The organism is Kurthia zopfii (genome assembly GCF_003143955.1).
GTDB lineage: Bacteria > Bacillota > Bacilli > Bacillales_A > Planococcaceae > Kurthia > Kurthia zopfii.
On sequence record NZ_QFVS01000019.1, the window covers coordinates 23,590 to 45,888 of the forward strand.

The 22,299-nt window shown below is 35.8% G+C and carries 16 protein-coding genes, 1 other RNA gene and 1 pseudogene; 7 read left to right on the forward strand and 11 right to left on the reverse strand.

What is annotated here, in order from left to right; genetic code table 11:
- Window positions 1-48: 48 nt before the first annotated feature.
- Window positions 49-3,663: a dynamin family protein gene (locus DF281_RS08220; RefSeq protein ID WP_109349774.1), complete on the reverse strand. Its 3,615-nt coding sequence runs from the start codon at window positions 3,661-3,663 to the stop codon at window positions 49-51.
- A gap of 458 nt (window positions 3,664-4,121) precedes the next feature.
- Between DF281_RS08220 and DF281_RS08225 the strand changes: the two genes are divergently transcribed.
- The 6 genes from DF281_RS08225 to DF281_RS08245 all read left to right on the forward strand — a co-directional run bounded on the left by DF281_RS08225 (window position 4,122) and on the right by DF281_RS08245 (window position 9,277).
- A complete protein-coding gene (locus DF281_RS08225; RefSeq protein WP_166636109.1) occupies window positions 4,122-4,574 on the forward strand; it encodes a chemotaxis protein CheX in 453 nt (150 codons plus the stop codon).
- A 221-nt stretch (window positions 4,575-4,795) separates the two neighbouring features.
- Window positions 4,796-4,918, forward strand: a complete 123-nt coding sequence (locus DF281_RS14955; protein WP_256595752.1) for a hypothetical protein — start codon at window positions 4,796-4,798, stop codon at window positions 4,916-4,918.
- 25 nt (window positions 4,919-4,943) lie between these two features.
- Window positions 4,944-5,426, forward strand: a complete 483-nt coding sequence (locus tag DF281_RS08230) for a cupredoxin domain-containing protein (RefSeq protein ID WP_109349776.1) — start codon at window positions 4,944-4,946, stop codon at window positions 5,424-5,426.
- Window positions 5,423-7,105, forward strand: coding sequence for a b(o/a)3-type cytochrome-c oxidase subunit 1 (locus DF281_RS08235; RefSeq protein WP_109349777.1), 1,683 nt, complete (start codon window positions 5,423-5,425; stop codon window positions 7,103-7,105). The genes DF281_RS08230 and DF281_RS08235 overlap by 4 nt, the downstream gene beginning before the upstream one ends.
- 466 nt (window positions 7,106-7,571) lie before the next feature.
- Complete coding sequence (locus DF281_RS08240; RefSeq protein ID WP_109349778.1) at window positions 7,572-8,210, forward strand: hypothetical protein; 639 nt, start codon at window positions 7,572-7,574, stop codon at window positions 8,208-8,210.
- A 107-nt stretch (window positions 8,211-8,317) separates the two neighbouring features.
- On the forward strand, window positions 8,318-9,277 hold the full coding sequence (locus DF281_RS08245; protein WP_109349779.1) for an arsenic resistance protein: 960 nt from the start codon (window positions 8,318-8,320) through the stop codon (window positions 9,275-9,277).
- Between the two features lie 78 nt (window positions 9,278-9,355).
- On the opposite strand, the gene DF281_RS08250 is transcribed toward DF281_RS08245, so the two are convergent.
- The 10 genes and pseudogenes from DF281_RS08250 to DF281_RS08300 all read right to left on the reverse strand — a co-directional run bounded on the left by DF281_RS08250 (window position 9,356) and on the right by DF281_RS08300 (window position 21,426).
- Window positions 9,356-10,189 (reverse strand): hypothetical protein, encoded by an 834-nt coding sequence (locus tag DF281_RS08250; protein ID WP_109349780.1) that lies wholly within the window; start codon window positions 10,187-10,189, stop codon window positions 9,356-9,358.
- Window positions 10,158-11,423: pseudogene (locus DF281_RS08255) on the reverse strand (YobI family P-loop NTPase). Before DF281_RS08255 ends, DF281_RS08250 begins: the two are co-directional and overlap by 32 nt.
- A 277-nt stretch (window positions 11,424-11,700) precedes the next feature.
- The gene (locus DF281_RS08265) at window positions 11,701-13,602 is read right to left on the reverse strand and encodes an ATP-dependent DNA helicase (RefSeq protein ID WP_109349783.1); all 1,902 of its coding nucleotides are present in this window, start codon (window positions 13,600-13,602) and stop codon (window positions 11,701-11,703) included.
- A gap of 97 nt (window positions 13,603-13,699) precedes the next feature.
- On the reverse strand, window positions 13,700-14,833 hold the full coding sequence (locus DF281_RS08270; protein WP_109349784.1) for a THUMP domain-containing class I SAM-dependent RNA methyltransferase: 1,134 nt from the start codon (window positions 14,831-14,833) through the stop codon (window positions 13,700-13,702).
- 2 nt (window positions 14,834-14,835) lie between these two features.
- Window positions 14,836-16,572 carry a putative bifunctional diguanylate cyclase/phosphodiesterase gene (locus DF281_RS08275; protein ID WP_109349785.1) on the reverse strand — a complete coding sequence of 579 codons (1,737 nt, stop codon included), beginning with the start codon at window positions 16,570-16,572 and terminating at the stop codon, window positions 14,836-14,838.
- Window positions 16,573-16,671: 99 nt separating this feature from the next.
- Window positions 16,672-17,059, reverse strand: an RNA gene (gene rnpB / locus DF281_RS08280) — RNase P RNA component class B.
- Between the two features lie 77 nt (window positions 17,060-17,136).
- Window positions 17,137-17,454: a cell division regulator GpsB gene (gpsB, locus tag DF281_RS08285; RefSeq protein WP_172461958.1), complete on the reverse strand. Its 318-nt coding sequence runs from the start codon at window positions 17,452-17,454 to the stop codon at window positions 17,137-17,139.
- A gap of 75 nt (window positions 17,455-17,529) precedes the next feature.
- A complete protein-coding gene (locus DF281_RS08290) occupies window positions 17,530-18,783 on the reverse strand; it encodes a ribonuclease H-like domain-containing protein (protein WP_109349787.1) in 1,254 nt (417 codons plus the stop codon).
- Window positions 18,783-21,005 (reverse strand): DEAD/DEAH box helicase, encoded by a 2,223-nt coding sequence (locus DF281_RS08295; protein ID WP_206058894.1) that lies wholly within the window; start codon window positions 21,003-21,005, stop codon window positions 18,783-18,785. Before DF281_RS08295 ends, DF281_RS08290 begins: the two co-directional genes overlap by 1 nt.
- 52 nt (window positions 21,006-21,057) lie before the next feature.
- Window positions 21,058-21,426 (reverse strand): YppE family protein, encoded by a 369-nt coding sequence (locus DF281_RS08300; protein ID WP_240605530.1) that lies wholly within the window; start codon window positions 21,424-21,426, stop codon window positions 21,058-21,060.
- 235 nt (window positions 21,427-21,661) lie between these two features.
- Between DF281_RS08300 and recU the strand changes: the two genes are divergently transcribed.
- Entirely contained in the window at window positions 21,662-22,279 is a 618-nt protein-coding gene (gene recU, locus DF281_RS08305; RefSeq protein WP_109349789.1) for a Holliday junction resolvase RecU, read from the forward strand.
- Window positions 22,280-22,299: the final 20 nt, after the last annotated feature.

Below are 22,299 nucleotides of genomic sequence, written 5' to 3' on the forward strand. Positions count from 1 at the left end.
TTCAATGAATCAATGGATGCTTTATAGTCGCATAAGTTCTCAAATTATTTATTTACTTACAGCTACAAGCTCTTCAAAGATTTTTTTCCATTCGGCTAATTTACTATCTTCTTGTAATAATGAACGCTCTGTATCAAGCTGTTCTAATGCTTGTGATTCGATATGCTTGCTTAATGCAGTCGTAATCGAGTCAATTTCCGCTTCAGCCCAAGCAGCCATGCGTTGTGATTGCTCATCTAAATAGCTTTGAGCATCTGGTTTTGTCACTTCTTCTAAACGGTCACGTAACACGGTACGCTCATTATTTTCAAAGAATGATTTTTGATTTTTGTATAGTTTATTCACTTCTTTATATTTGAAAGGATCATTGAATGGACCTGTATATTCTAAAATTGCAGGTTCTTCCACTTCAAATGGTGTGAAGCTGAAACTATCATTAACATCCTTCATTTTACGTGAATCTGCTGTATAGCGTTCCAAAGTTTTCGCCACGATGAATTTCGAAATACGGAAGTTCGTTACACGCATCTCTTGTTCAAAGTCGAAACTTAAACTTTGTACAAGCTCTGTTAATGAAAATTCAAGTGCATCAGATGTTGATTTTGTATTGAACACAGTTGGGTTATACGATTCTTTGAAGAAATCCGTATAGCGGAAGTACACACGCTGCAATACATAGTATAGTAATTCTTTTTGTTCCTGTGCAATATCTTGTTTCATTACTTTTGCTGCTGTTTGTTCAAATGTCATACGAACAAATTTTTCGATTTGATCTAATTCAGCTAGACGCTCATCTTTACGCGATAAGTTATCCTCTGTTTGACGGATTAAAACTGATAGACGTTCTTTCGTTTTATCTGTTTCTTCCACTAAAGCTTGAACTGCTAAAGCCATTAATTCTTCTGATAAGAAATTATGGAAGTTTTCTTCAAATGGTTTCATACCCGATTCGAGATCCGCATCTTCTACTTTTTCTTTCAATGCAAGTAGACTACTCACACCGAATAGACGCGGTTTACGAATACCGAAACGAAGTAATTCATTACGCACATAATCTTTTACATCTTCTGCTTCCTGTGCATCTGTCGCTAAATCGATAGCATTAACAACGAAGAACATTTTATCCAATTCAAAGGCATCTTTGACACGGCCAAGTTGAATTAAGAATTCACGATCTGCTTTTGCGAATGCATGGTTGTAGTATGTGATAAATAAAATTGCATCAGCATTACGAATATATTCGAAAGCAATGCCTGTGTGACGCGCGTTAATTGAATCTGCTCCAGGTGTATCAACAAGCGTAACGCCTAAACGAGTCAATTCACAATCGAAGTAGAAATCAATCGAATCTACAAAACAACTATAACTTTCTTGTGCGACAAATTTTTCGAAATCATCGCGTTCCGTTCGGATCACAGTGCCTAATTGATCTTTGAATTGCTCATACGTTTGCGCAAATGCACGAACGAATGATTTGTGGACATGTAGTCGTTCATCCGATAATTCAATCGCAAGTGCTTTTTCAGCTTTTGCAAAGGCATCATCAAGTGACGTAACTTTAACACCAATCGCGCCATATGAAGCGATGATATCTTCCGTCATTTGTGTCGCTGTTTTCAGACGTACATCCGCCGTTTCATGTGGATGATCTGGCGAAATTGGGCGAATTTTATTAATGGCCGCAGTCGTCGGGTTCGGTGATACAGGTAATACTTTTTGCCCCATTAAAGCATTTGAAAATGAAGATTTACCAGCACTAAATGCACCGAATAATGCAATTGTGAAATCTTTTTCTTCAAGACGTGCCACTTTATTTTTTAGGTATGCGGATACTTCTTGGAATCCTGAAATCGGTTCAACTGCATTCGCCGTAGCAAGTGCATTTTGAATCGCTTGGTCCAATTGAAGATTGTATTCAGATTGTGACACATCTTCATCATCAACTTCTGCTTCAACTACTTCATCTTCCGCAATCATTGCAGGATCAAAAATACGCATATTTTCACGTGCTTCACGCTCATCTATAATCCATGTTTCAACATAGCCATCCGCTTCTTTATTTAAAGTACGAATATCGACTGTTTTTTGAATTTCAAAGTATTTTTGCTGTTCTTCAATATGAAGCACTTCATTAATGACATTCACTTTATCTGTCATCGCAATTTTTTTCTTCTTCAACGGTTCAATTTTCACAATTGAAAGTTGTTGGATATAATCCATCTGCTCTTTCTTCCATTGATCCGTTGCACGTTTGAACCACATACGAGTCGCTGATACAACGCGGTTTGCGAAGTTCAACAATGCATCCCCCGCTACTGCATCCGTACGCATTTCATCGGTGATTACTTCGAAAGGAATATCGAATTTAAAAGCATCAACTTCCAATGATTTCTCATCTGATAATGCGCCAACTTCTTTTAATGAGTTTTTCATTAAGTTGAGCATATGTCCTGAAATTTGAGCGCCAACAATCGTTTGATACAGCTCAAATAATGACTCTTTACGCGCCAGTCTTTCAGCTTCAGTTTTCTTCGCAGCGAAGAACATCCCGACTTTGAAATCCTTTTGCATACTCTCAACGTAGTTACCTAGTCGATCACGTAATTCGAAAGGCATTAATACCGCATTTTCAAGTAATTCATCACGTTGACTATTGAAAGATTTCTCCCATTTCTCAACGGAATACAATTCTAATTGGCGCACGACAGATTGGTATTCATCCAGAATATCGTCACGTCTTTGCCAATCTGCTTCTGAAATTATTTCTTCATTTTGCGTAATTAAATCTTCTTTATTTTGAGCTAAAAACTGCCCATGTTCATCATGCATTTGTGCAAGTGTATTTTCAGCATTTTCGACTAATTGATCTTGCCAGCCATCAATACTGTTCATCACGATGCCCTTCACTTCTTCAAAATCATTGTATGGCAAGTCTTTCGCACGTAATGATGTGAAGAAAATATTTTTTGGGAATACGCCCCAGTTACCGAATGAATCGGCTACTGATTTCTTAAACTCATCGAATGAAAGCTCTTGATCTTTATGCTTATCTACTTGGTTTACGATTAAATATACATTTGGATTATGCTTCATTAATGTTTTCGTAAATTGGAAGTTTAATTCAGATTGCACATGATTATAGTCCATCACATAAAATACGATATCTGCTAAATGAAGTGCAGATTCCGTCGACATTCTATGCGCATCATCTGTCGAATCTACCCCTGGTGTATCCATAACTGTCACACCCATTGGTAATACAGATTCGCTATGGCCAATTTCGATTTGCGACACTAATGCGCCATTCTTCGCGAATTCTTTCACCGTTTTAATATCATAATCAGAATTAAATCGGACAGGATCATCCCCTGTTAGGTAAGCGATTGCATAATTCTCTTCAGATTTATGGACTTTTACGACATTGGCACTCGTAGGAATCGGGCTTGAAGGTAGTAATTGATCCCCTGTTAATGAGTTAATCATACTCGATTTACCCGCAGAGAAATGCCCTGCGAAACCAATTGCATATTCCTTTTTAATTAATTTATCTGCAAATAACACAGTCTTTGCAAGTCGTTCATGGTCCTCATTTTTCTTATAAATCATGTACTGTAAAGCAGTCTTCTTTAGTAATACTTGAATTTTTTCATCAAAACCAGTCATGAAAACACAATCTCCTTTATATATGTAAGTAATTCTATTCTAACATGCACATTGCAAAGGAAAAATAGTAAATGTGCTGAAATCTACTTATTCTTTTGTCTGAAGTAGTTGAAAATATATTTTAGCATTAAAAAAAGCCCTTGCTATAAGCAAAGGCTAAAGGAATTGAATCTGTTATTTCAAATGTGCTGTTGTTTTTGTTAAGACAAATTTTGTCATAGCGCCATAGGCAATAACTGTAGCACCTACTAATGCGAATACCATGATTCCCCACTCCTTTAATATATATAATCGTTCATAATCGACAAGTGAATATAATAATCATTCTCATTGATAATCATAATCAATACCACTCTTTTTGTCAACCTAATTGAAATAAATTCTCAATAAGATTTTATTGTGTTATTTAGAATATCATTGTATTATGAAGTAAAAGTCATATGAACCAGGTGATGAAATTGAGTATATCGAACCAAGTAACAACATTGCTAAACGGATCTATTTACGCATTTAAGGAGATTCTACCTAATTTAGTGGACGTAAAACAACCATCTACATTTACAGATCATCATATTTTTCTTTCCTATAGCGTGTTAGTCGGAATGGTTGGCGATTTTAAAGGAAGAATCATCCTTGATGCAGACCAGCCTTTTTTCGAAAAACTATGTCAAACACTGTACGGATTTCAATTAGAAGGCGATTTATTAGAATCCTTCGTTGGAGAATTCGGGAATATGGTGGCAGGTAAATTATGTAGCTACAGCTCAGAACAGCAGATTCATCTCGATATTACACCACCAACAGTGATGATCGGACAGACCCAAATCCCTAATTCACCACCAACATTTTCACTTCCAATCACTATTAATGAAGTGGGTTCACTAAATGTTTTACTTACAATTGAAAATTAGATTCTTTCTGAACTATCAAATTCTGTATTTGATAGTTTTTTTATGCATATTTTTAAGTTTCTAAGGGAATTGAATTTGAGTCACACTATTCTTTCACATTTATTTCACAATTTCTGTCTAACTCTGTGACAATTATCACACCATAGATTATTTCCATTCTTTACAATAAGTGGTAAGTAACGAAACCATTGCTTGTATTCGAGAAGTGAGGAGGAATCTTTATGTCCAAAAAACAAGATACAAACGACAATCTTAAAGGCACATTTTATTTATCAATGACGATTGGTGTCATTATCGTTGCTGTTTGGGCAAGCTGTTTCGCAATTTTTATGGATCGATTCTAAATATATTTGAAAGGATGAGGTTACATTGCATTTTCATAAATATGAAAAGTATTGGCTCACATTTGGTGTTGGCTCGCTAATCGTTTTTTTATTGATTACAGGAATTATGGCATTTCATAACGGCAGTCACCCACCTAGTGCAAAAAATACGATCAATCACGAAAAAGTCGAACAAATTGCACCATTTGATAAACCTGGTGTTCACAAAGTTTCAGGGAAGGATTGGGATTATGAAGTCGTCGTTTTAGCTTCAGCATTTTTCTATAATCCCCCTGTTTTAGAAGTGCCATTAGGTGCAAAAGTAAAATTCATCGCAACTTCAAAAGATGTCGTACATGGTTTTGAAATCGCGAAAACGAATGTCAATATGATGCTTGAACCTGGCTATATTTCTGAATTCGTTACAACGGTCAATAAAAAAGGCGAATTTCTAATCGTTTGTAATGAATATTGCGGAGTAGGTCATGCTCAAATGCATTCTATTTTAAAGGTGGTGGAACCTAAATGAGTGAGCAACCAATTGAAGTAAATGAATCTTTTCGTTCGAAATTAAAAAAGATTGATGCACGTGATGCAAAATTATCGATGGCTCATTTATACGTTGCATTCATCGCTTTATTCCTAGGTGGACTTGCAGGTTTACTTCAAGTTCTAGTCCGTTCTGGATCATTCGAATTACCTTGGGGAATTAACTATTATCAAGTTTTAACGGTTCACGGCGTTTTATTAGGCCTTATTCTTACAACTTTTTTCATCTTTGGATTCCAAACCGCTGCAATGAGTGTCGCAGTAGGTACATTATCCTCTAATCAAAGACGTTTAGGATGGATAGGTTTTTGGGTAATGACTATTGGTACAGCTATGGCTGCTGTCATGGTTTTACTAAACGAAGCATCCGTACTCTACACATTTTATGCACCGCTACAAGCTCATTGGATTTTCTACGCGGGCTTAGCACTCGTTGTTGTAGGTTCATGGATTGCGGCGTTGTCAGAAGCTTTAAGATGGATGAAATGGAGAAAAGATCACCCGAAACAAACGACACCATTACTTGGATTTATGGTTGTCTGTAATAATTTAATGTGGTTCATCGCGACAATCGGTGTCGCTACAGAAGTATTATTCCAATTACTACCGTGGTCGCTCGGTTTCGTTGATCGCGTAGATATACTACTTTCGAGAACTTTATTTTGGTCATTCGGCCATGCACTTGTGTATTTCTGGTTATTGCCTGCCTATATGATTTGGTATGCAATCGTTCCTCAAATTATCGGCGGACGCATTTTCTCAGATGCACTTGCTAGACTCTCATTTATCATGTTCGTTCTTTTCTCAGTACCAGTTGGATTACATCATCAATTGACAGAACCTGGCGTTGACGGCTCATGGAAATTCCTTCAGGTTGTCTTAACGATGATGGTCGTAATTCCTTCCCTACTGACAGCCTTCTCGCTATTCGCAACTTTTGAATTGAGAGGTAGAGAACTTGGTGGTAAAGGAATCTTTGCATGGTTGAAAAAATTACCTTGGCATGATGTTCGATTCTTCGCACCATTTATCGGTATGTTAGTCTTCATTCCGGGTGGGGCTGGCGGAATCGTCAATGCATCTTACCAAATGAACCAACTGATTCATAATACGATTTGGGTTACTGGTCACTTCCATTTAACCGTTGCTACCGCGGTAATGTTAACATTCTTCGGCGCAACTTACTGGCTAGTTCCACATCTTACAGGACGTACATTGACAAAAGAAATGAATAAATTAGGAATAATTCAAACCATTCTTTGGGCACTTGGCATGGGCATCATGTCGATTTCAATGCATGTTGCTGGTTTGATGGGCGCACCTAGACGATCATCATTCTCCGATTATGGTGGTGCTGAAATCGCAAAAACTTGGCTAAGTTATCAAATTGCTCAAGCAGTTGGTGGTACTTTACTATTTATTGCGATCATCCTATTCCTTTATATTTTCATTAAATTATGTTGGGCTACGCCTAAAGGGCATGAAGAATTCCCGATTGCGCTTGTTTCGGATCATGCACAAGAAACTCCAGCAATTTTGGAAAACTTCAAATTATGGATTGTTATTTTAGTGGCGCTTGTTTTGATTGCTTATACGTATCCAATTTACGATATTATTTCAAACGCACCACTCGGTTCAAAAGGATATAAACTTTGGTAATTTTTACTAATAAATCTTCTCTGTCCTAGGATGGAGAAGATATTTTAATATAAGTTTGATTTTTCACAAAATAACCTTTAGACTAATGTTACAATTTAGTGAATTTAATTTAGATGTGAAAAAGGTAGAAATTTACTTATTTTATACTGATTTTTTCTACTTAACTACTTAGAAAGTATTTTTCTTACAATTATTTTCATATCATAAAATCATTTCAAAACAGCAGGATAACCAAGTATTTCCGGCGTTCTTATTCAGTCTATTTTACTTTTTCCTAAGAACATTTTGCATACATAAGCAAAATCCACTGAAATGATAGCGCAAGAAATTCCTATTTATTGTAAAACATTTTCATAAGGGGGTTCTCCTTCGACTTTCAATTGATTCCATTTCTTTTAATTTTTAGAGCTATTTTGACAAAAACTTAGACATAACAGAAATTTTATAGAAAAAGGGGAGTTTATTAATGCAGACTATTTTAAATGAATTTAAGAAATCGAAAAACAGTGTTTTGGCTTTGGAAGAAGATCAGTACGATTTCTTTTATATGAATGTTGTTGAAGTGCCTTTACTTGAACAAATTCTAGCTGAAAGAGCAATTAATAATGCATATTACCCTGCCTTATATAGAGATATCTGGTTTATGATTGAACAACCTTACGAAATTGTTCAATTTAGCGAGAAGGTAGATTTTTCAAATGAAGTGTTATCACAAATCTTGAAAGCCGTATACGAGCATCCTACATTCCATATTATTCACGAGATTTCAGAACATCATAATGGTAATTCATTTGTGTGTGCATTACTACTTACTGAGATGGTCGCAATGATGATCGATTCTGAAATTGAATCGATTTTCACTTCGGAAGAACTGACGAATACTATCGATTTACAACATTTTATTGATGAACAACTTGCAATTGGCAATTGCTTAGAATGTGCAGCTCACACTGTCCTTCATTCTCTTAACGAATTGCCGATCTTTGTTGATATGGAGCTATTTTCTAAACTTCCACTTGCGGAACGAACGAATCACTCCTTACAAATTTTCACTGAAATTAACCTGATGGATGAAGTAGATTCATACAAATCGATTTATTTATAATCACGAGCCACCAATTCATTTAAGAGATTGGTGGTTTTTTTCTAGTATTTTTGCAGTTCACATGGTGTAATGAATAGACAATATTCCAACTTGGAGGCCGTGACACTTTGAATAATAAACTTCAATCATTAGAAAATAATCAAATATGGCTCTATTTCATCGCTTTACTATTAGGAGCGGTTTCTAGCGTCTTTTTAAAAGATCTTACAACTGATTTTTCGGTGATCATCTCACCTGCGATCGCTGTACTGCTCTTCACCATGTTCGCCCAAATCCCGTTTTTAGAAATGAAGAAAGCATTTAGTAACCTGCCCTATTTCATTGCACTTTTAATCGGGAATTTCATCTTCGTTCCGATTGCAGTTTGGACTTTATTACAAATAGTTGATTTCAATTCATACATAGCTTTCAGCATCGCACTTGTCTTACTTTCACCGTGTATTGATTATGTCATCGTCTTCACCAAGTTAGGCCGTGGTAATGAAGCGTTAATGCTAGTATCCACGCCCATTTTGCTAGTACTTCAGTTATTATTACTACCGTTGTATATGTATTTATTTTTCAATAATGAACTTTCGTCTCTCTTACAGTTCGCACCATTGTTTAAAGCTTTCTTATGGATGATTGTCATACCAATGGCTTTCGCTTTTGCCCTACAAGTTACAGCGAAGTCTTTTAAGCTTTCATCCACGCTGTTAAAACAGACTGCGTGGTTACCTGTACCGTTCATGGCGATTGTACTTTTCACCATTTTAGCAACTCAATTACCAACTATTTCTGACCATTTTCATGAAATAAAAATGGTCATTCCGATCTTTCTATTATTTTTAGTCATCGCCCCTTTAATCGGAAAATTTCTATCCGTATTATTTCGATTACCCAGTTCGACAAGTCGCACATTGGCATTTAGTTTGAGTACACGTAACTCCCTTGTTGTTCTACCTATTGCACTTGCCCTACCAGATCAATGGGCAATCATTGCAGCAGCCGTCATCGTCACCCAAACAATTATTGAATTGATTGGTGAATTGATTTATGTGAAAATCATACCGAAGTTGTTTAAATAGTTTATTTTACCTTAGAGTTATATTTCCCAACTAAAATAAAAGTGTATGAATTATACAATTCATACACTTTTGATATGTTCATAAGATTTTTATTTTGTTGAATTTTAATTCTTGTAAAACTTCTGTGAAGTCTTCCGCTCTAATCTCTGGATTGCTTGAATATTCTTCATATTTCTCTAATAGCGTATCGTAGTCCTCTCGACTAATCACTTTAATTAATTGTTCTGGTTCATTTTCTTCCAAATATTCTAAAGTTTCGATAAGATGAAAAATGTGATTACTACTAAAATCATTGTCTATATACTGCCAAGATTTAATTGTGGAAATCAAATAGTTTAATTTTAATACTGGTTCATCTTCACAAAATTTTTCTTCTAAAATAAAGCCTTTTGAATAATTACCATTATTGATTACATACGCTATATATTTCCATTTTTGATCTGCACTCATTTTTTCAATCAGACGAAAATAATAAATATTATTCTCTTTAACTTCAAATATAACCTTAATAATTCTACGGATTTTTTCCACATCGTTGGTTAAAATCCAGAAATATATTAAATCGTAATTTAGAATTGAAATATGATTTATGTCCTTCAATAGAATTCTTTTTGATACCTTTTTAGTATTAGTAAGTTCGAGACATTCTTTACCAATAATCCCATTCCGAACTGCTCTTAAATACTCTGCATCAGCTTGCGAAAGGCTGCCTTCATAGAAGAACGTCAAATAATCCCTATAATTTTCATCAAGATATTCATGCTTTACTAAAAAAAACAATAATTCATTTTTACTTAATTTAAGGAGTGAACTCTTAATGTTTGCATCTGTATTTTTATTTTCAAGAATTTCATAAAATTCGTTTCCTTCTAAAGCAGCACTAACCCCCCCCCATTTTCCCATAAAATTCATGATTTTCTAATCCTACTATATTTAGAACGCTAAAAATTAATCCTTTATTATTCAGAAGTTCTGAATAATCAAACGGATTCATATTTTTATAGACAATGAAAGAAAATAGTTTTTCTCTATTTATTCCACTATTACTCAGTGCTTCGGAGAAAATTTTATATTCATTGCAAATATTGATTAGAATTCTCATATCATTTATGAATAGCGAGATGTCTTCAATAAATAATTCACTTAATCCTTCTTTCATTTCTGTTTTTCCTATTTCAGTAGTCAAGTATTGTTTTAATATCTCTTCAGCATTAGAATTATGCACTATATTTAAAGTTGGAACGATGAAATCAAAAAATTTAGTCCGATTATTTACTTGTACAGTGCCTTCCTTTTTTACAAATATTTCGTCTTTCAATGCATATATGAACACTATTCTCCTATCCGATAGTTGCTGATTAGAATTTAAAAGTAAATTTAATCCTTTTAGTCTTTCATATATCTCCAGGTTTTCGAATCGATCTAAATCTTCAAAAATTATATATTTGTATTCGGTTTTCTTGAAAAAATAAATAATTTCATCTATGTATCGATTAAATACTGAATTACTTTCATTTGTCCCTACTTCTATTAAAGTACTGCCAAAACCAAATTTACTTACTCTTAATTTATGGATTATCAAAATTAAATAATAGATTGAATATGTGTATGCACTTATTAAAGCTAAAGTTATAACACTTACAAAAATTGCCCACGTTAAATCGCCTGATATGAATTTTTCAACGCCCTTAGTTAGCCAATTATAATTAACCAGATAATACGTTATTAAAAGCATTGTTAATGTGACCACAATCCCTTGTAAAATCTTTATCTTACTAATTTCTAAAATACTCGTAAATCTAGAGAATGGAATTTTGTCTGGTGAAATTTTATAAAATAACTGCTGTAATATTTGCTATTCTAATATATCTTCAAGTGCAGTGTCTGAAGAATTTCTAGCTTCATTTCCCTTTTTCGATTCCTTGTTAAAGGTTGTAATCGATATTTTCGCAGTTTCTTTCTCTATCTTTTCTTTTTTGATAAATGTTTCGATAATGCTACTTTTACCTGAACCATAAGAACCTGTAATAGCAATATTTTTATTTTCATCATTGCTAATTGCCCATTTAAGAGCATCTAAAAATGGTTTCTTTTTAATATCTTCCTCTGTATTAGGTACTAAATTTTTGAATTCCAATTGCCTCATCCTCCAACCTTAATTATATCACTAGTTGGATTTTTTAGTATATCAGTAATTAATTAGAAATAATGAGGACTCCTGCCGAAAAACAAGTGTGAAGCAATCCTTTATTTCCACCCAAAGTGGAAATAAATAGTGCGCCACTTGTCGGCGGAAAGCCTTCATTATTTCATAAACCTAGAAAATTTAAAATTTCTAGATTACAGAATCCATAAATCTCATTTCTCCACACAAAAAAGCCTCATTAGATGACTACACTGTCATGCTAACGAGGCTTTTAGTTTTAGTATTTCTCTGCTTTTACAGCGAAGATTGGTTCAATATCTTCTAAATACTTCATTTCTGTTTCATTCAATAGTAAGTGGATTGTTCCGTGGTCATTCATTGTACGAATTAGACGGCCCATACCTTGTTGAAGACGTAATAACATGAATGGTAGTTCAACCTCTACGAACGGATCATCCGCAAACGAGCGTTTCGCATCGAATAATGGGTCGCTCGGAGGGAATGGTAAGTCCATGATGATGACACGCGTTAAAGCTTCCTCAGGTAAATCTAAGCCTTCCCACAGATGGTAAGAAGCTAATACTTTCAATTTACCATTTTGGAAATCGCGCACAAGTGAAGATAATTCCTTATCCCCTTCGAAACCATATTGAACTAACTGCTCTTCCGTCAAGATCGATTTGAAGCCATGCATCGCTTGTTTCGATTTGAATAAAAGTAAAGTTTGCGCTTCCTCTTCTTCAATCACTTTTATGACGCGAGCCGCTTTATCCTGTTGCTCAAGATCATGTAATTTAATTTTCATTACTTCTTCATAGTCGAATGGAGATTCCACTGTGAATGAATCATATTTTTTAATACCTAAACTATAGGCGATATAGCTGAAGTCTTTGTTGATTGAAAGTGTTGCAGATGAGAATACATATGGGATTTTTTTAGAGAATAATTTTTTCTCTAAAATTTCCGTAATTAAGTGAGGCATGATGACTAATGTTTCTTCACCATCTGTTTCCTCTAACCAATCAATGGCGTTCCCTTGTGATACGAAAATGCTCATTGCTTCTTCATATTGATCAAGGAATTCTTCTGCCATGCGCAATTCATATTCAGGAATGACATACATTTCTGATTCAAAGACGAATTCTTCCATTAATTGCTGGATGATTGAGATAACTTTCTCACCCAATTTAATTAACGTCTCACTCTTATTGATTTTTTTGCGATCTTCTTCAGATTCCACAACATCATCTCTTAATTGATCAAAGAATAGCTCATGGCCATCTTGTAATTTCTCCATTAAAAGTAATGTTTTTTCGCGTAAACCATCAACCATTAAACGATCTAATAATTTTACGATTGTGTAATCTTGAATTTTATTCGTCATCGCTTTTTGAGCTGCATATTCTAATAAATGTCCTTCATCCAAAACAATCATCGAAACTTCAGGTAATAAAGGTAATTGACCTTCACGTTCACGCGATTCTTTCGTCGCAGTATGCTCCATTAAGAAATCTTGCGAGCAAATAATTAAGTCAGTCGCTTCACGGTAATGCGCGCGGTGCAATGTTTGACCACAGCGGTTGCGGACATCACAAACCTGACATTGTTGGATATAGTTATAGTTTACATGCTGCCATTCTTCATCAGAAATATTCGGATAATCTGAACGCACACCATAAACTTCTAATTTACCATTGCCATGATAGCCTTCTGGAATTGACATGGCGATTTCGTCTAAATAATCACCATCTAAAAACTGCTCGGCTTCTTCATAACGCTTATTACATAAGTATTGATCACGTGATTTCGCAAGACGTACATCAATTTTCAAATCTAATAATGATTGAAGTTTGTAAATATCGCCGCCCTCTTTAACAAGTTGGTCGATTAAAGTTTCATCAGCACACGCAATTAAAGCTGGTTTTCCAATATATCTAGCATAAGCGATTGCTGGTAGTAAGTATGCGATTGTCTTCCCCGTACCTACACCCGCTTCCGCGAATAAAATAGACTTTTCACGTAATACTTTTTCGATTTGGTATGACATGAAGATTTGTTCATCACGGCATTCTAAACCTTTTTCAGGTAACTCGTCGTATAAAACGTCGCCCATCCAATCCCCTAGAGAATCGAAGAATGATTTTTCTTTTGATAATTCAAATGGTAGTGATTGTCTCAAATTAGCTACCCCTCTCTATATTTTCGCCATAGTTATTTAAACGTAAATTAAGAATGGCGCAAAAAAGAGCCATTCTTGATTTACACTGCATTATATATTAATTACGTGTTTTTCTTCCCCAGTACTGGTATAAGTCTGTGCGGATGAAACCATTGAATAATTTACGTTTTTTCGTTGCTCTGCGACCATAAAGATCCTCAAAGTTTTCCATTGAAGAAAGCATGTATACCGACCATGATGGGTATTTTTTCATTAAGTGACCTAAGTTACTTAACATTTGCTCGATTTCTTCTGTTTCACCAATACGTTCCCCATATGGTGGATTCCCAATCATTACGCCATCTTCAGCATGAGTTGTGAAATCTAATACTTGCATTTGTTTGAAGTCGATAATATCACCAAATCCAGCTTCAACGGCATTATTTTTAGCGATTTCAACCATGCGGTGGTCAATATCTGTACCGATAATTTGAAGTGGTTGGTCGTAATCAGCTAACTCATCTGCTTCATCACGAACTGCATCCCAAATTTCTTCCTTCATAAACGGCCAATCTTCACTAATGAATTCGCGATTATATCCTGGTGCGATATTTTGACCGATCATTGCTGCTTCAAGTGCGATTGTACCAGAACCACAGAATGGATCTACGAATGGACGGTTTGGTGACCATTTTGAAATGTAGACAAGTGCAGCTGCTAAAGTTTCTTTCAGCGGAGCTTCACCTTGCTCTGTACGATAGCCACGCTTGTGAAGTCCAGCGCCAGATGTATCGATTGTTAAAGTTGCTTCATCTTTTAAGATTGAAACTTCAATTTTAAATTTCGGGCCAGTTTCTTCTAAGAAACCTAGACGACCATGTGCTTTACGAATGTTTTCTACGATTGCTTTTTTCGTAATCGCTTGGCAATCTGGCACACTATATAATTTTGATTTAACTGATTTACCCGTTACAGGGAATTCAGCGTCTACTGGCATGATTTTGCTCCAAGGTAATGCTTTTACGCCCTCGAATAAATCATCAAATGTTCTCGCTGGGAATTTACCAACGACAATTTTCACACGGTCTGCTACGCGTAACCATAAATTCGTACGTGCGATATCTCGCTCATCGCCCTCGAAATATACTTTACCGTTTTCTGTTCTTGTTTCGTATCCTAAAGCTTTCAACTCATCTGCTACGATCGACTCTAAGCCCATTGCTGCAGTTGCTACTAAATTAAATTTTGTCATGCTTATTTCCCTTCTATCTCCAGTTTCCAAAACTCTAAGTAATCAATCGCCTCTCGTATAGGCATAGGTTTTGAATAATAATATCCTTGAATCATATCACAGCCCATATTCCTTAGCAATTCTACTTGCTCCTTCTGTTCCACACCTTCAGCAATTACTTCCATATGAAGTCTGTGCGCCATCTGAATAATAGCATCTACTACTGCTTGTTTTTCATTTAATGAACCGATTAATTGAATGAAGCTTTGATCGATTTTCAAATAATTTAGTGGGAACTGAACTAAATAAGACAATGATGAATATCCTGTTCCAAAATCATCAATGGATAGTTTGAATCCAAGTTGTTTTAATAATACTAGTTTTCGGATTGTTTCTCTCTCGTTATTCATAACTGTGCGCTCTGTTAATTCTAATTCAAAATTGCGCGGCGAACAATTATTTCTTTCTAAAATTTGCTGAATTGAGTCAATAAAATTCTCCTGATGGAAATGAATACTCGAAATATTGATGGCAATCGACAAATGACCATTTCCTAATCGATCTAATTTAATCCAATCTAAGCAAGCTTGTTCGATAATTAGTTCGCTTAAAGGTATGATTAATCCCGTTTCCTCAGCATATGGAATGAAAATGCCTGGCGATACAAATCCAAGCTTGTCATTATTCCAACGTACGAGTGCTTCAAACCCAATTACTGCATTCTTTTTCAAATCGACTTTTGGTTGGTAGTTTAAAGTGAAGTCATTGTTCTTGATCGCTTGTCGTAATTCATGATCAATGAGTATGCCTTTATTCGTTTCCAACTTTAAATCGTCAAAGTAAAAGGCGAATTGATTGCGGCCATTACGCTTCGAAAATTCCATCGCTTTTACGGCACGATTAATAAGTATTTCAGTGTTATCACCATCATTTGGGTATAAACTGATTCCTATTGAAGCAGTAATATACACTTGATGCTCGTCTAATTTGAAAGGTTCTTCAAAAATTCGAATGATTTTCTCTGCTAACTGTACTGCTTCTTTAGGATTGTGTAAATTGGTCATCGTAATAACGAATTCATCGCCACCATATCGCGCTAATATATCTTTATTTCGGATGAGCGGTGTTAATCTCTCAACAACTTTCATCAACAAGGAATCCCCTACGGAATGCCCTAAAGTTTCATTAATTTGACTAAAGCGATCTAAGTCTAGAAATAAGAGCGCATGCAAAAACTGCTTATCTTCTGAACCTGAAAGTAAAACTTCCATTCTTTTAGAAAATGAGTAGCTGTTTACTATACCTGTTAAAGTATCGGTATTCATATGCTTTTGAATTGTATTCTCTGCTGTCTTTTTCTCGGAAAGATCTTCAAAAATGCCACAGTAATGAAGCAAAGTATTTTCTTCATCACGAATCGCCATAATTGTTAGCCATTCTGGATAAATTTCGCCGGTTTTTCTTCTATTCCATATTTCGCCAGACCATTTACCGAATGCATCAATTTCTTCCCACATCTCTATGTAAAATTCTTTTGAGTGCATGCCTGATTGAAGCAAGTATGGCTTATTACCAACAGCTTCGCTTGCTTTATATCCTGTAACAAACTCAAATGCAGGATTGACTGTTAAAATCACTTTATTAGGATCCGTTACCATTATACCTTCTGTAATCGTATTAAAAATTGCATCAACTAATGGTGAAGCAATATTTTTAGAGGTAGATAATAAATCTTTATAGAAACCTTCATTTTTTGTCATATTACCCTCACATCTAAGATAAAATCTTCTTTATTTAGTAAGAAAGGCTCTCCAATAAATTAGGAGAGCCTGACTAGTCATGTTATAAGCATCATAAGGAACTGTAAGCCATGTTTTGTGCCCTTCGTACTCAAACGGCGTGAGCCTCGTACTACTCGGGTAGTAATCATCTATCTATGCATATGCAAGCATATACATCTCTCCATCCATTCATTTCTTTCAGGAGAACGCCCCTACCATAATTTGGGTTGCTCACTCGTGGGGTTTACCTCGTTCCACCTCATAAATTTCTTTATAAGCTTCGTCACTGTGGCACTTTTCAGAGAGTTTCAGCCATATCCAAAGACTTAGGCCTTCCTCCCGCCGTTAGCATTGCTGCTACCTCCGCTTATGATTTCGCGAAGCACGAACACTACGATCATCTCAGAAACGTGCGAGCATGGACTTTCCTCAACAACGTCAAGCGTTGCAGCGATTACTCATTCTCTTATTGATGTGTCTTTATTATATGCCCAATAATCCATTATTACAAGGTAGAATTCGACAAATCAAAGAAATTGTAGATTAATCGTACAATTTATCGCCAAAAACGTGCTTTTCAAGGTTTGCAATACGTTTTAAGATGTCGTAATTTGTCACTCCAGCGCCTGAAGTAGGTACTGTAGTAGGAGCATTTCGACGATTACTCTCTGCTTGCTCAAGCTCTTGTTTTAATAAATTGATTTCTTCTTGTTTTTTTAGTAAAGCTTTTTCGAAGTTTTCGTAGTCATTAATAATCTCATCTAGGAATTGATCTACCTCATCTTGACTGTATCCTCTTAGACCGGTTTTGAAGTCTTTATCTAGTATCTTTTTTGCTGATAATTTAATGTCCATCATCATGATCCTTTCAAGTGTTAATAAGTAATTTTATTATAACATATAGTTGTAAAAACATGGGTGAATAAGGAGCTTATTCTATTTGATTCCTTGTTTTCTGCGAATTCTTAAAAAACGCTTCTCGATTTCAGCTATTTTATTCGATTTAACTTCTTTTTTATAAAACTTCGCAGACTTCACTTTGTATAGTGCATTCAAAGTATAAGTCTCCGCATCAATCAAATCATCTAGTTGATGCTCATATAATTTGGCTAGTTCGATTGAGGCGTCAATCCATTGTCGTTCCACTAAGTACGGTAATGCTTTTTTGTAGTTTTCAGCAGCTGACACGAAATCCTTCTTGCGCTTTTGTTGATTCGCTAATAAATAATTCGCCTGTGCTGCTTCTTTCTCATTATAGGTCTCGCTAATACCTTCTAACAAGTGGATTCCTCGATCGCTTTGCTTTAAATCATTATACCATTTCCCGATATTCGTATGCACTGTCGCATTGTTCTTCTCCACTTCTGAGAAAACTAGTTGTGTAGCTTGAACAAATAATGTGATGAGCGACAATAAATCATATTCATTATGCGTTAACACTTGGAATAAAGCTTCATATTCCCCGCTTCTCACAGCATCTAAATAGACAATAGGTGCTAAATAGCCTGGTAAATCATCAATGCGAGCAAACCCCAATTTCTGCTCCTCAACCATCGATAACTTCATTCTACCTAGATCATTTTTCCAAATTCGTTTTGAGCTGTGAAAAAGGTCAATTTGATGCTGTGTTTTTAAAGGTGGCAAATGTTGTCGATTTAAAGTCCATCTCGTTTGGAGTTGTGGCCAATCAAAACTTTTCCCATTATATGTTATTACCGTCTTTTCGCCTTGCCAAAACCTCGATTCGAATAAAAATGCCGTTTCATTTGCAGGATCCGCCAAAATATATTGTTTTAACGTGAATCCGTGCGGCGATTCTTCGAGTAAGCCATTTAGGAAAATATGCGTGCCGACACCTTTCAAACCTGTCGTCTCCGTATCATAGAAAATGGCTAAATCATCGGAAGTTAATTTTAGAGGATGCTCGTCTTCATATTGATCCCATAATGCGAGCGCGTCGTAAAATTGACCGAGCTTATATTTACCGTGTTGGTAATCTAAATCATAATGCGTTTCTTTTAAAAACACTGTACCCCAATCATTCGAAATCTTTTTCAAACCAACTTCATCCCACGCATCCGCATATAATGGAGGATTCGGTTTTTTGAATTTCGGCTGTTCTTTTTCGGTGGTAGGAGATTTTTTCTTTAACATTTGCTTCATTTGTAATATTTTTTTCTCGTAAGACATTACTTCATCAATTCCTCTAATAAAAATGATTGTAGAAAATGTAATACTTTGTCTTTCGCGTCACCTGATTGGTCTTGAGCGCCGATACATGATGGACAGCCGATTTGACATGAGCAGCTTTCGACATGATCATATACATGCTCAATTAATGACTGCCAGTAATCATAAACGCGTTCACTCAAACCAATGCCACCTGGATAGCGATCATAGATGAAGAATGTTGGTTGATTATTATGAATCGCCTTCACTTGAGGAACTACGTGTACATCGCTACGATCTGATTGGATATACAATGGGATGAAACTGTTCATCGCATAAGCTACACCTAACATAGCCCCATTTAAATCATCATCCGTCCAATCTGTCGGTTGTTCAAAATTCAGCCATGTACCAGAAGTATGTAACTCCTCTGGTGGCAGGTGAATTGGACCTGAACCAATGTTGTCATGTGTATTAAAACGAATTTTTTTGAAAATAGTTGCAGTTGCTAATGTCATGACATCGCCAAATGACGCAGTCGCCTTACCTAATTTCATCGTTTTATCTTCTGAAATAACCTTCAATTCAACCGCTAAGTTGGCATCTGTAAAGTAGTTGACATCGACTTCCTTGACGTAGGCTTTCTTCTCTTCCCAATCTAATTCTTCCACTTGATATTGCGTACCTTGATGAATATAAATCGCTTCTTCATGTAAAAGTGTCATCGCACTATATCGATCCATTTCACCTATGACAGAGGCTTTCCCTGTTAATGTACGATCAATTATAACGACATTTTCTTGAGAGGCAGAACGTAGGCTAATATCATGTGCTGGGAAGCTGTCCGACATCCAATGCCAAGTTTCTGATGTTTTCAATAATATTTTTTCTTCTACTAAATAGGTTAATAAATCATCTACGTCAAATTCAGCATAGGAGTCCCCTTGGTTAAACGGTAATTCAAATGCCGCACATTTCAAATGATCCATCAAAATAAGCATATTTTCAGGATAAACACGCGCTTCTTCTGGTTTATTGCCAAGTAAGTAATCTGGATGTTGAATGACATATTGGTCTAATGCCGTGGATTGTGCGACATAAATGATCAAAGCATCATCCTGCCTTCTCCCTGCTCGCCCAGCCTGTTGCCAAGCGCTCGCAATATTGCCTGGGTAGCCAGTCATAATACATGCTTGTAATTGACCAATATCGACACCTAATTCCAAAGCATTCGTCGAAATAACAGTCTGAATTGTCCCATCTCGTAGCCCTTTTTCGATGATTCTGCGCTCCGATGGTAAATAACCACCGCGATATCCTCGTACGGATTCATCATGGATTTTTTGGAATGTTAATGATTTTAAGTAGGTTACGAGCATTTCAACTCTGACACGACTTTTTGCAAAAATAATCGTTTGAATTTCAGATTCATACAGTTTTTTCGCTAAATCCTTCACTTCTAAAATGGCACTTCTTCGGATTCCGAATGTCTCGTTAACAATTGGAGGATTGTAAAAAAGGAATGTCTTCTTCCCAGATGGCGCACCGTTTTTCTCGATTAATTCATGTGTTGTATTCGTCAATGCTTCGGCTAATTCTTTCGGATTTTGAATTGTCGCAGACGTACAGATGAATACTGGATTACTACCATAATAATGGCAAATACGTTGTAATCTTCGTAGGACATGACCGACATGCGAGCCGAATACCCCTTTATACGTATGCAATTCATCGACAATAATATATTTCAAGTTCTCAAATAAAGAAACCCATTTCGTATGATGTGGCAAAATCCCAGAATGAAGCATATCCGGATTCGTCATTACGATATGACCCGCTTTTCGAACCTTTTGTCGAATACCCGGAGCAGTATCTCCATCATATGTATAACAGAGAATCTCCTCATCCATCGCTTCAATTAGCGCGTTCATTTCAGATTTTTGATCTTGCGCCAAAGCTTTCGTCGGGAATAAATACAAAGCTCTCGCCTGCGGATTTTCCATAATTCCTTGTAAAACGGGTAAGTTATAACATAAGGACTTACCCGAAGCTGTTGGCGTTACTGCTGTAAAGGATTGATCAGCCGTCGCATAATCAAAAGCTTCACGTTGATGTGAATACAATTGATGAATCCCTCGACTAGCTAAAGCCTTGCGGATCGATGGATGCAATTGTTCAGGAAATGATGCGTAAGTCGCTTCCTTCTCATCAAGCACACGAATATGCTGTACTCTACTTTGCATTTTCGGATCACTTTGCCAAAGGTCGATTAGTTGCTTTACCGTTCTTTTTTCTCTAATCAACCGGCTCCGCCTCCAAAGTTCTTAAAAAAGTTTCGCATGTATATTTCACAGATTGAATCGATTGGAAAAATCGTTTCTTACTTGTTTTTATATAAAATGATTGCACGACAAATTGCTCAAAAGCGTCGCTCGCATTATTGATTTGAACCATATGAATATGTTTTGGTCTATTTTTAAAAATATACTCTTGTGAAAGTTGCTTCCATCGTACTAATTTATCTTGGAGTTCATCCGCATAAGGCTTCACTTCGGTGAAAAAATCGGGTTCGTACTCTTCTTCTCTAAATCGAGAAAATCGTTCCCAACTTAAATCGCACTCTGCATATAACTCTTCTGTCAGTTGTTTTAAGATGACCAGCACCCCTCTCGTTGTTTTACTTTCTATTTTACCAAATAGTTGCGTAATTCACTACATTTATAAGCGAACGAATATTCCATATTCTATTTCAAGACATTGAATGAATGCCGTTTCTTTATTTGCAAAATAGTTCTGTTATTGCTAATATCTTTTGGTAGTGTTTTTCGATTAATTATCAAAACAGAGCGAAAGCGCCCGATAAAACATATGGTATGATATTGATTACGAGGTGATTACGATGGCAATTCGTTATCCAAATGGACGAAAATATACACCACCAAATAATACATCCGTAGGACAAACTACGAAGAAGAAAAAAATGGATCCGACCTATAGTAATCGCGGAAAAAGCTTAGAGGATAAAATTGATGAAACAAATCAATACTATTTAAGCGCTAATATAGCTGTCATCCATAAGAAACCTGTTCCGGTTCAAATCGTCAAAGTAGAATATCCTTCACGAAGTGCTGCGGTAATTCGAGAAGCATATTTTAGAACACCGTCTACAACAGACTACAACGGTGTTTATAAGGGACATTATATTGACTTTGATGCGAAAGAAACGAAAAACAAAACGTCCTTTCCATTAAAAAATGTTCATTTACATCAAGTAATTCATATGAGAGCAGCAGTTGAACAAGGAGGAATTTGCTTCTTACTTGTCCAATTCACAACTTTAGAACGATTTTTCATCCTTCCATTTGATGTGTTAAATCAAGCATGGATTGGCATGGATAATGGCGAGCGAAAGTCCATCCCATTTGAAGTATTTGAAAAAGAGGCAATTGAAGTAAAAGAAGGTTATGTGCCGCAACTTGATTATCTAAAGGCAATAACCGCTTTGTTACCTATATAAAGGTGATCAGAAAGAGAGGG

Excerpts from the sequence above, each read along its gene's own strand:
- DF281_RS08220 (WP_109349774.1), bottom strand. The coding sequence starts at position 3,663 with ATGACTGGTTTTGATGAAAAAATTCAAGTATTACTAAAGAAGACTGCT.
- DF281_RS14955 (WP_256595752.1), top strand. The coding sequence starts at position 4,796 with ATGTCCAAAAAACAAGATACAAACGACAATCTTAAAGGCACATTTTAT.
- DF281_RS08235 (WP_109349777.1), top strand. The coding sequence starts at position 5,423 with ATGAGTGAGCAACCAATTGAAGTAAATGAATCTTTTCGTTCGAAATTA.
- DF281_RS08240 (WP_109349778.1), top strand. The coding sequence starts at position 7,572 with ATGCAGACTATTTTAAATGAATTTAAGAAATCGAAAAACAGTGTTTTG.
- DF281_RS08250 (WP_109349780.1), bottom strand. The coding sequence starts at position 10,189 with ATGAATTTTATGGGAAAATGGGGGGGGGTTAGTGCTGCTTTAGAAGGA.
- DF281_RS08270 (WP_109349784.1), bottom strand. The coding sequence starts at position 14,833 with ATGACAAAATTTAATTTAGTAGCAACTGCAGCAATGGGCTTAGAGTCG.
- DF281_RS08275 (WP_109349785.1), bottom strand. The coding sequence starts at position 16,572 with ATGACAAAAAATGAAGGTTTCTATAAAGATTTATTATCTACCTCTAAA.
- gpsB (WP_172461958.1), bottom strand. The coding sequence starts at position 17,454 with ATGATGATGGACATTAAATTATCAGCAAAAAAGATACTAGATAAAGAC.
- DF281_RS08290 (WP_109349787.1), bottom strand. The coding sequence starts at position 18,783 with ATGTCTTACGAGAAAAAAATATTACAAATGAAGCAAATGTTAAAGAAA.
- DF281_RS08295 (WP_206058894.1), bottom strand. The coding sequence starts at position 21,005 with ATGCAAAGTAGAGTACAGCATATTCGTGTGCTTGATGAGAAGGAAGCG.
- recU (WP_109349789.1), top strand. The coding sequence starts at position 21,662 with ATGGCAATTCGTTATCCAAATGGACGAAAATATACACCACCAAATAAT.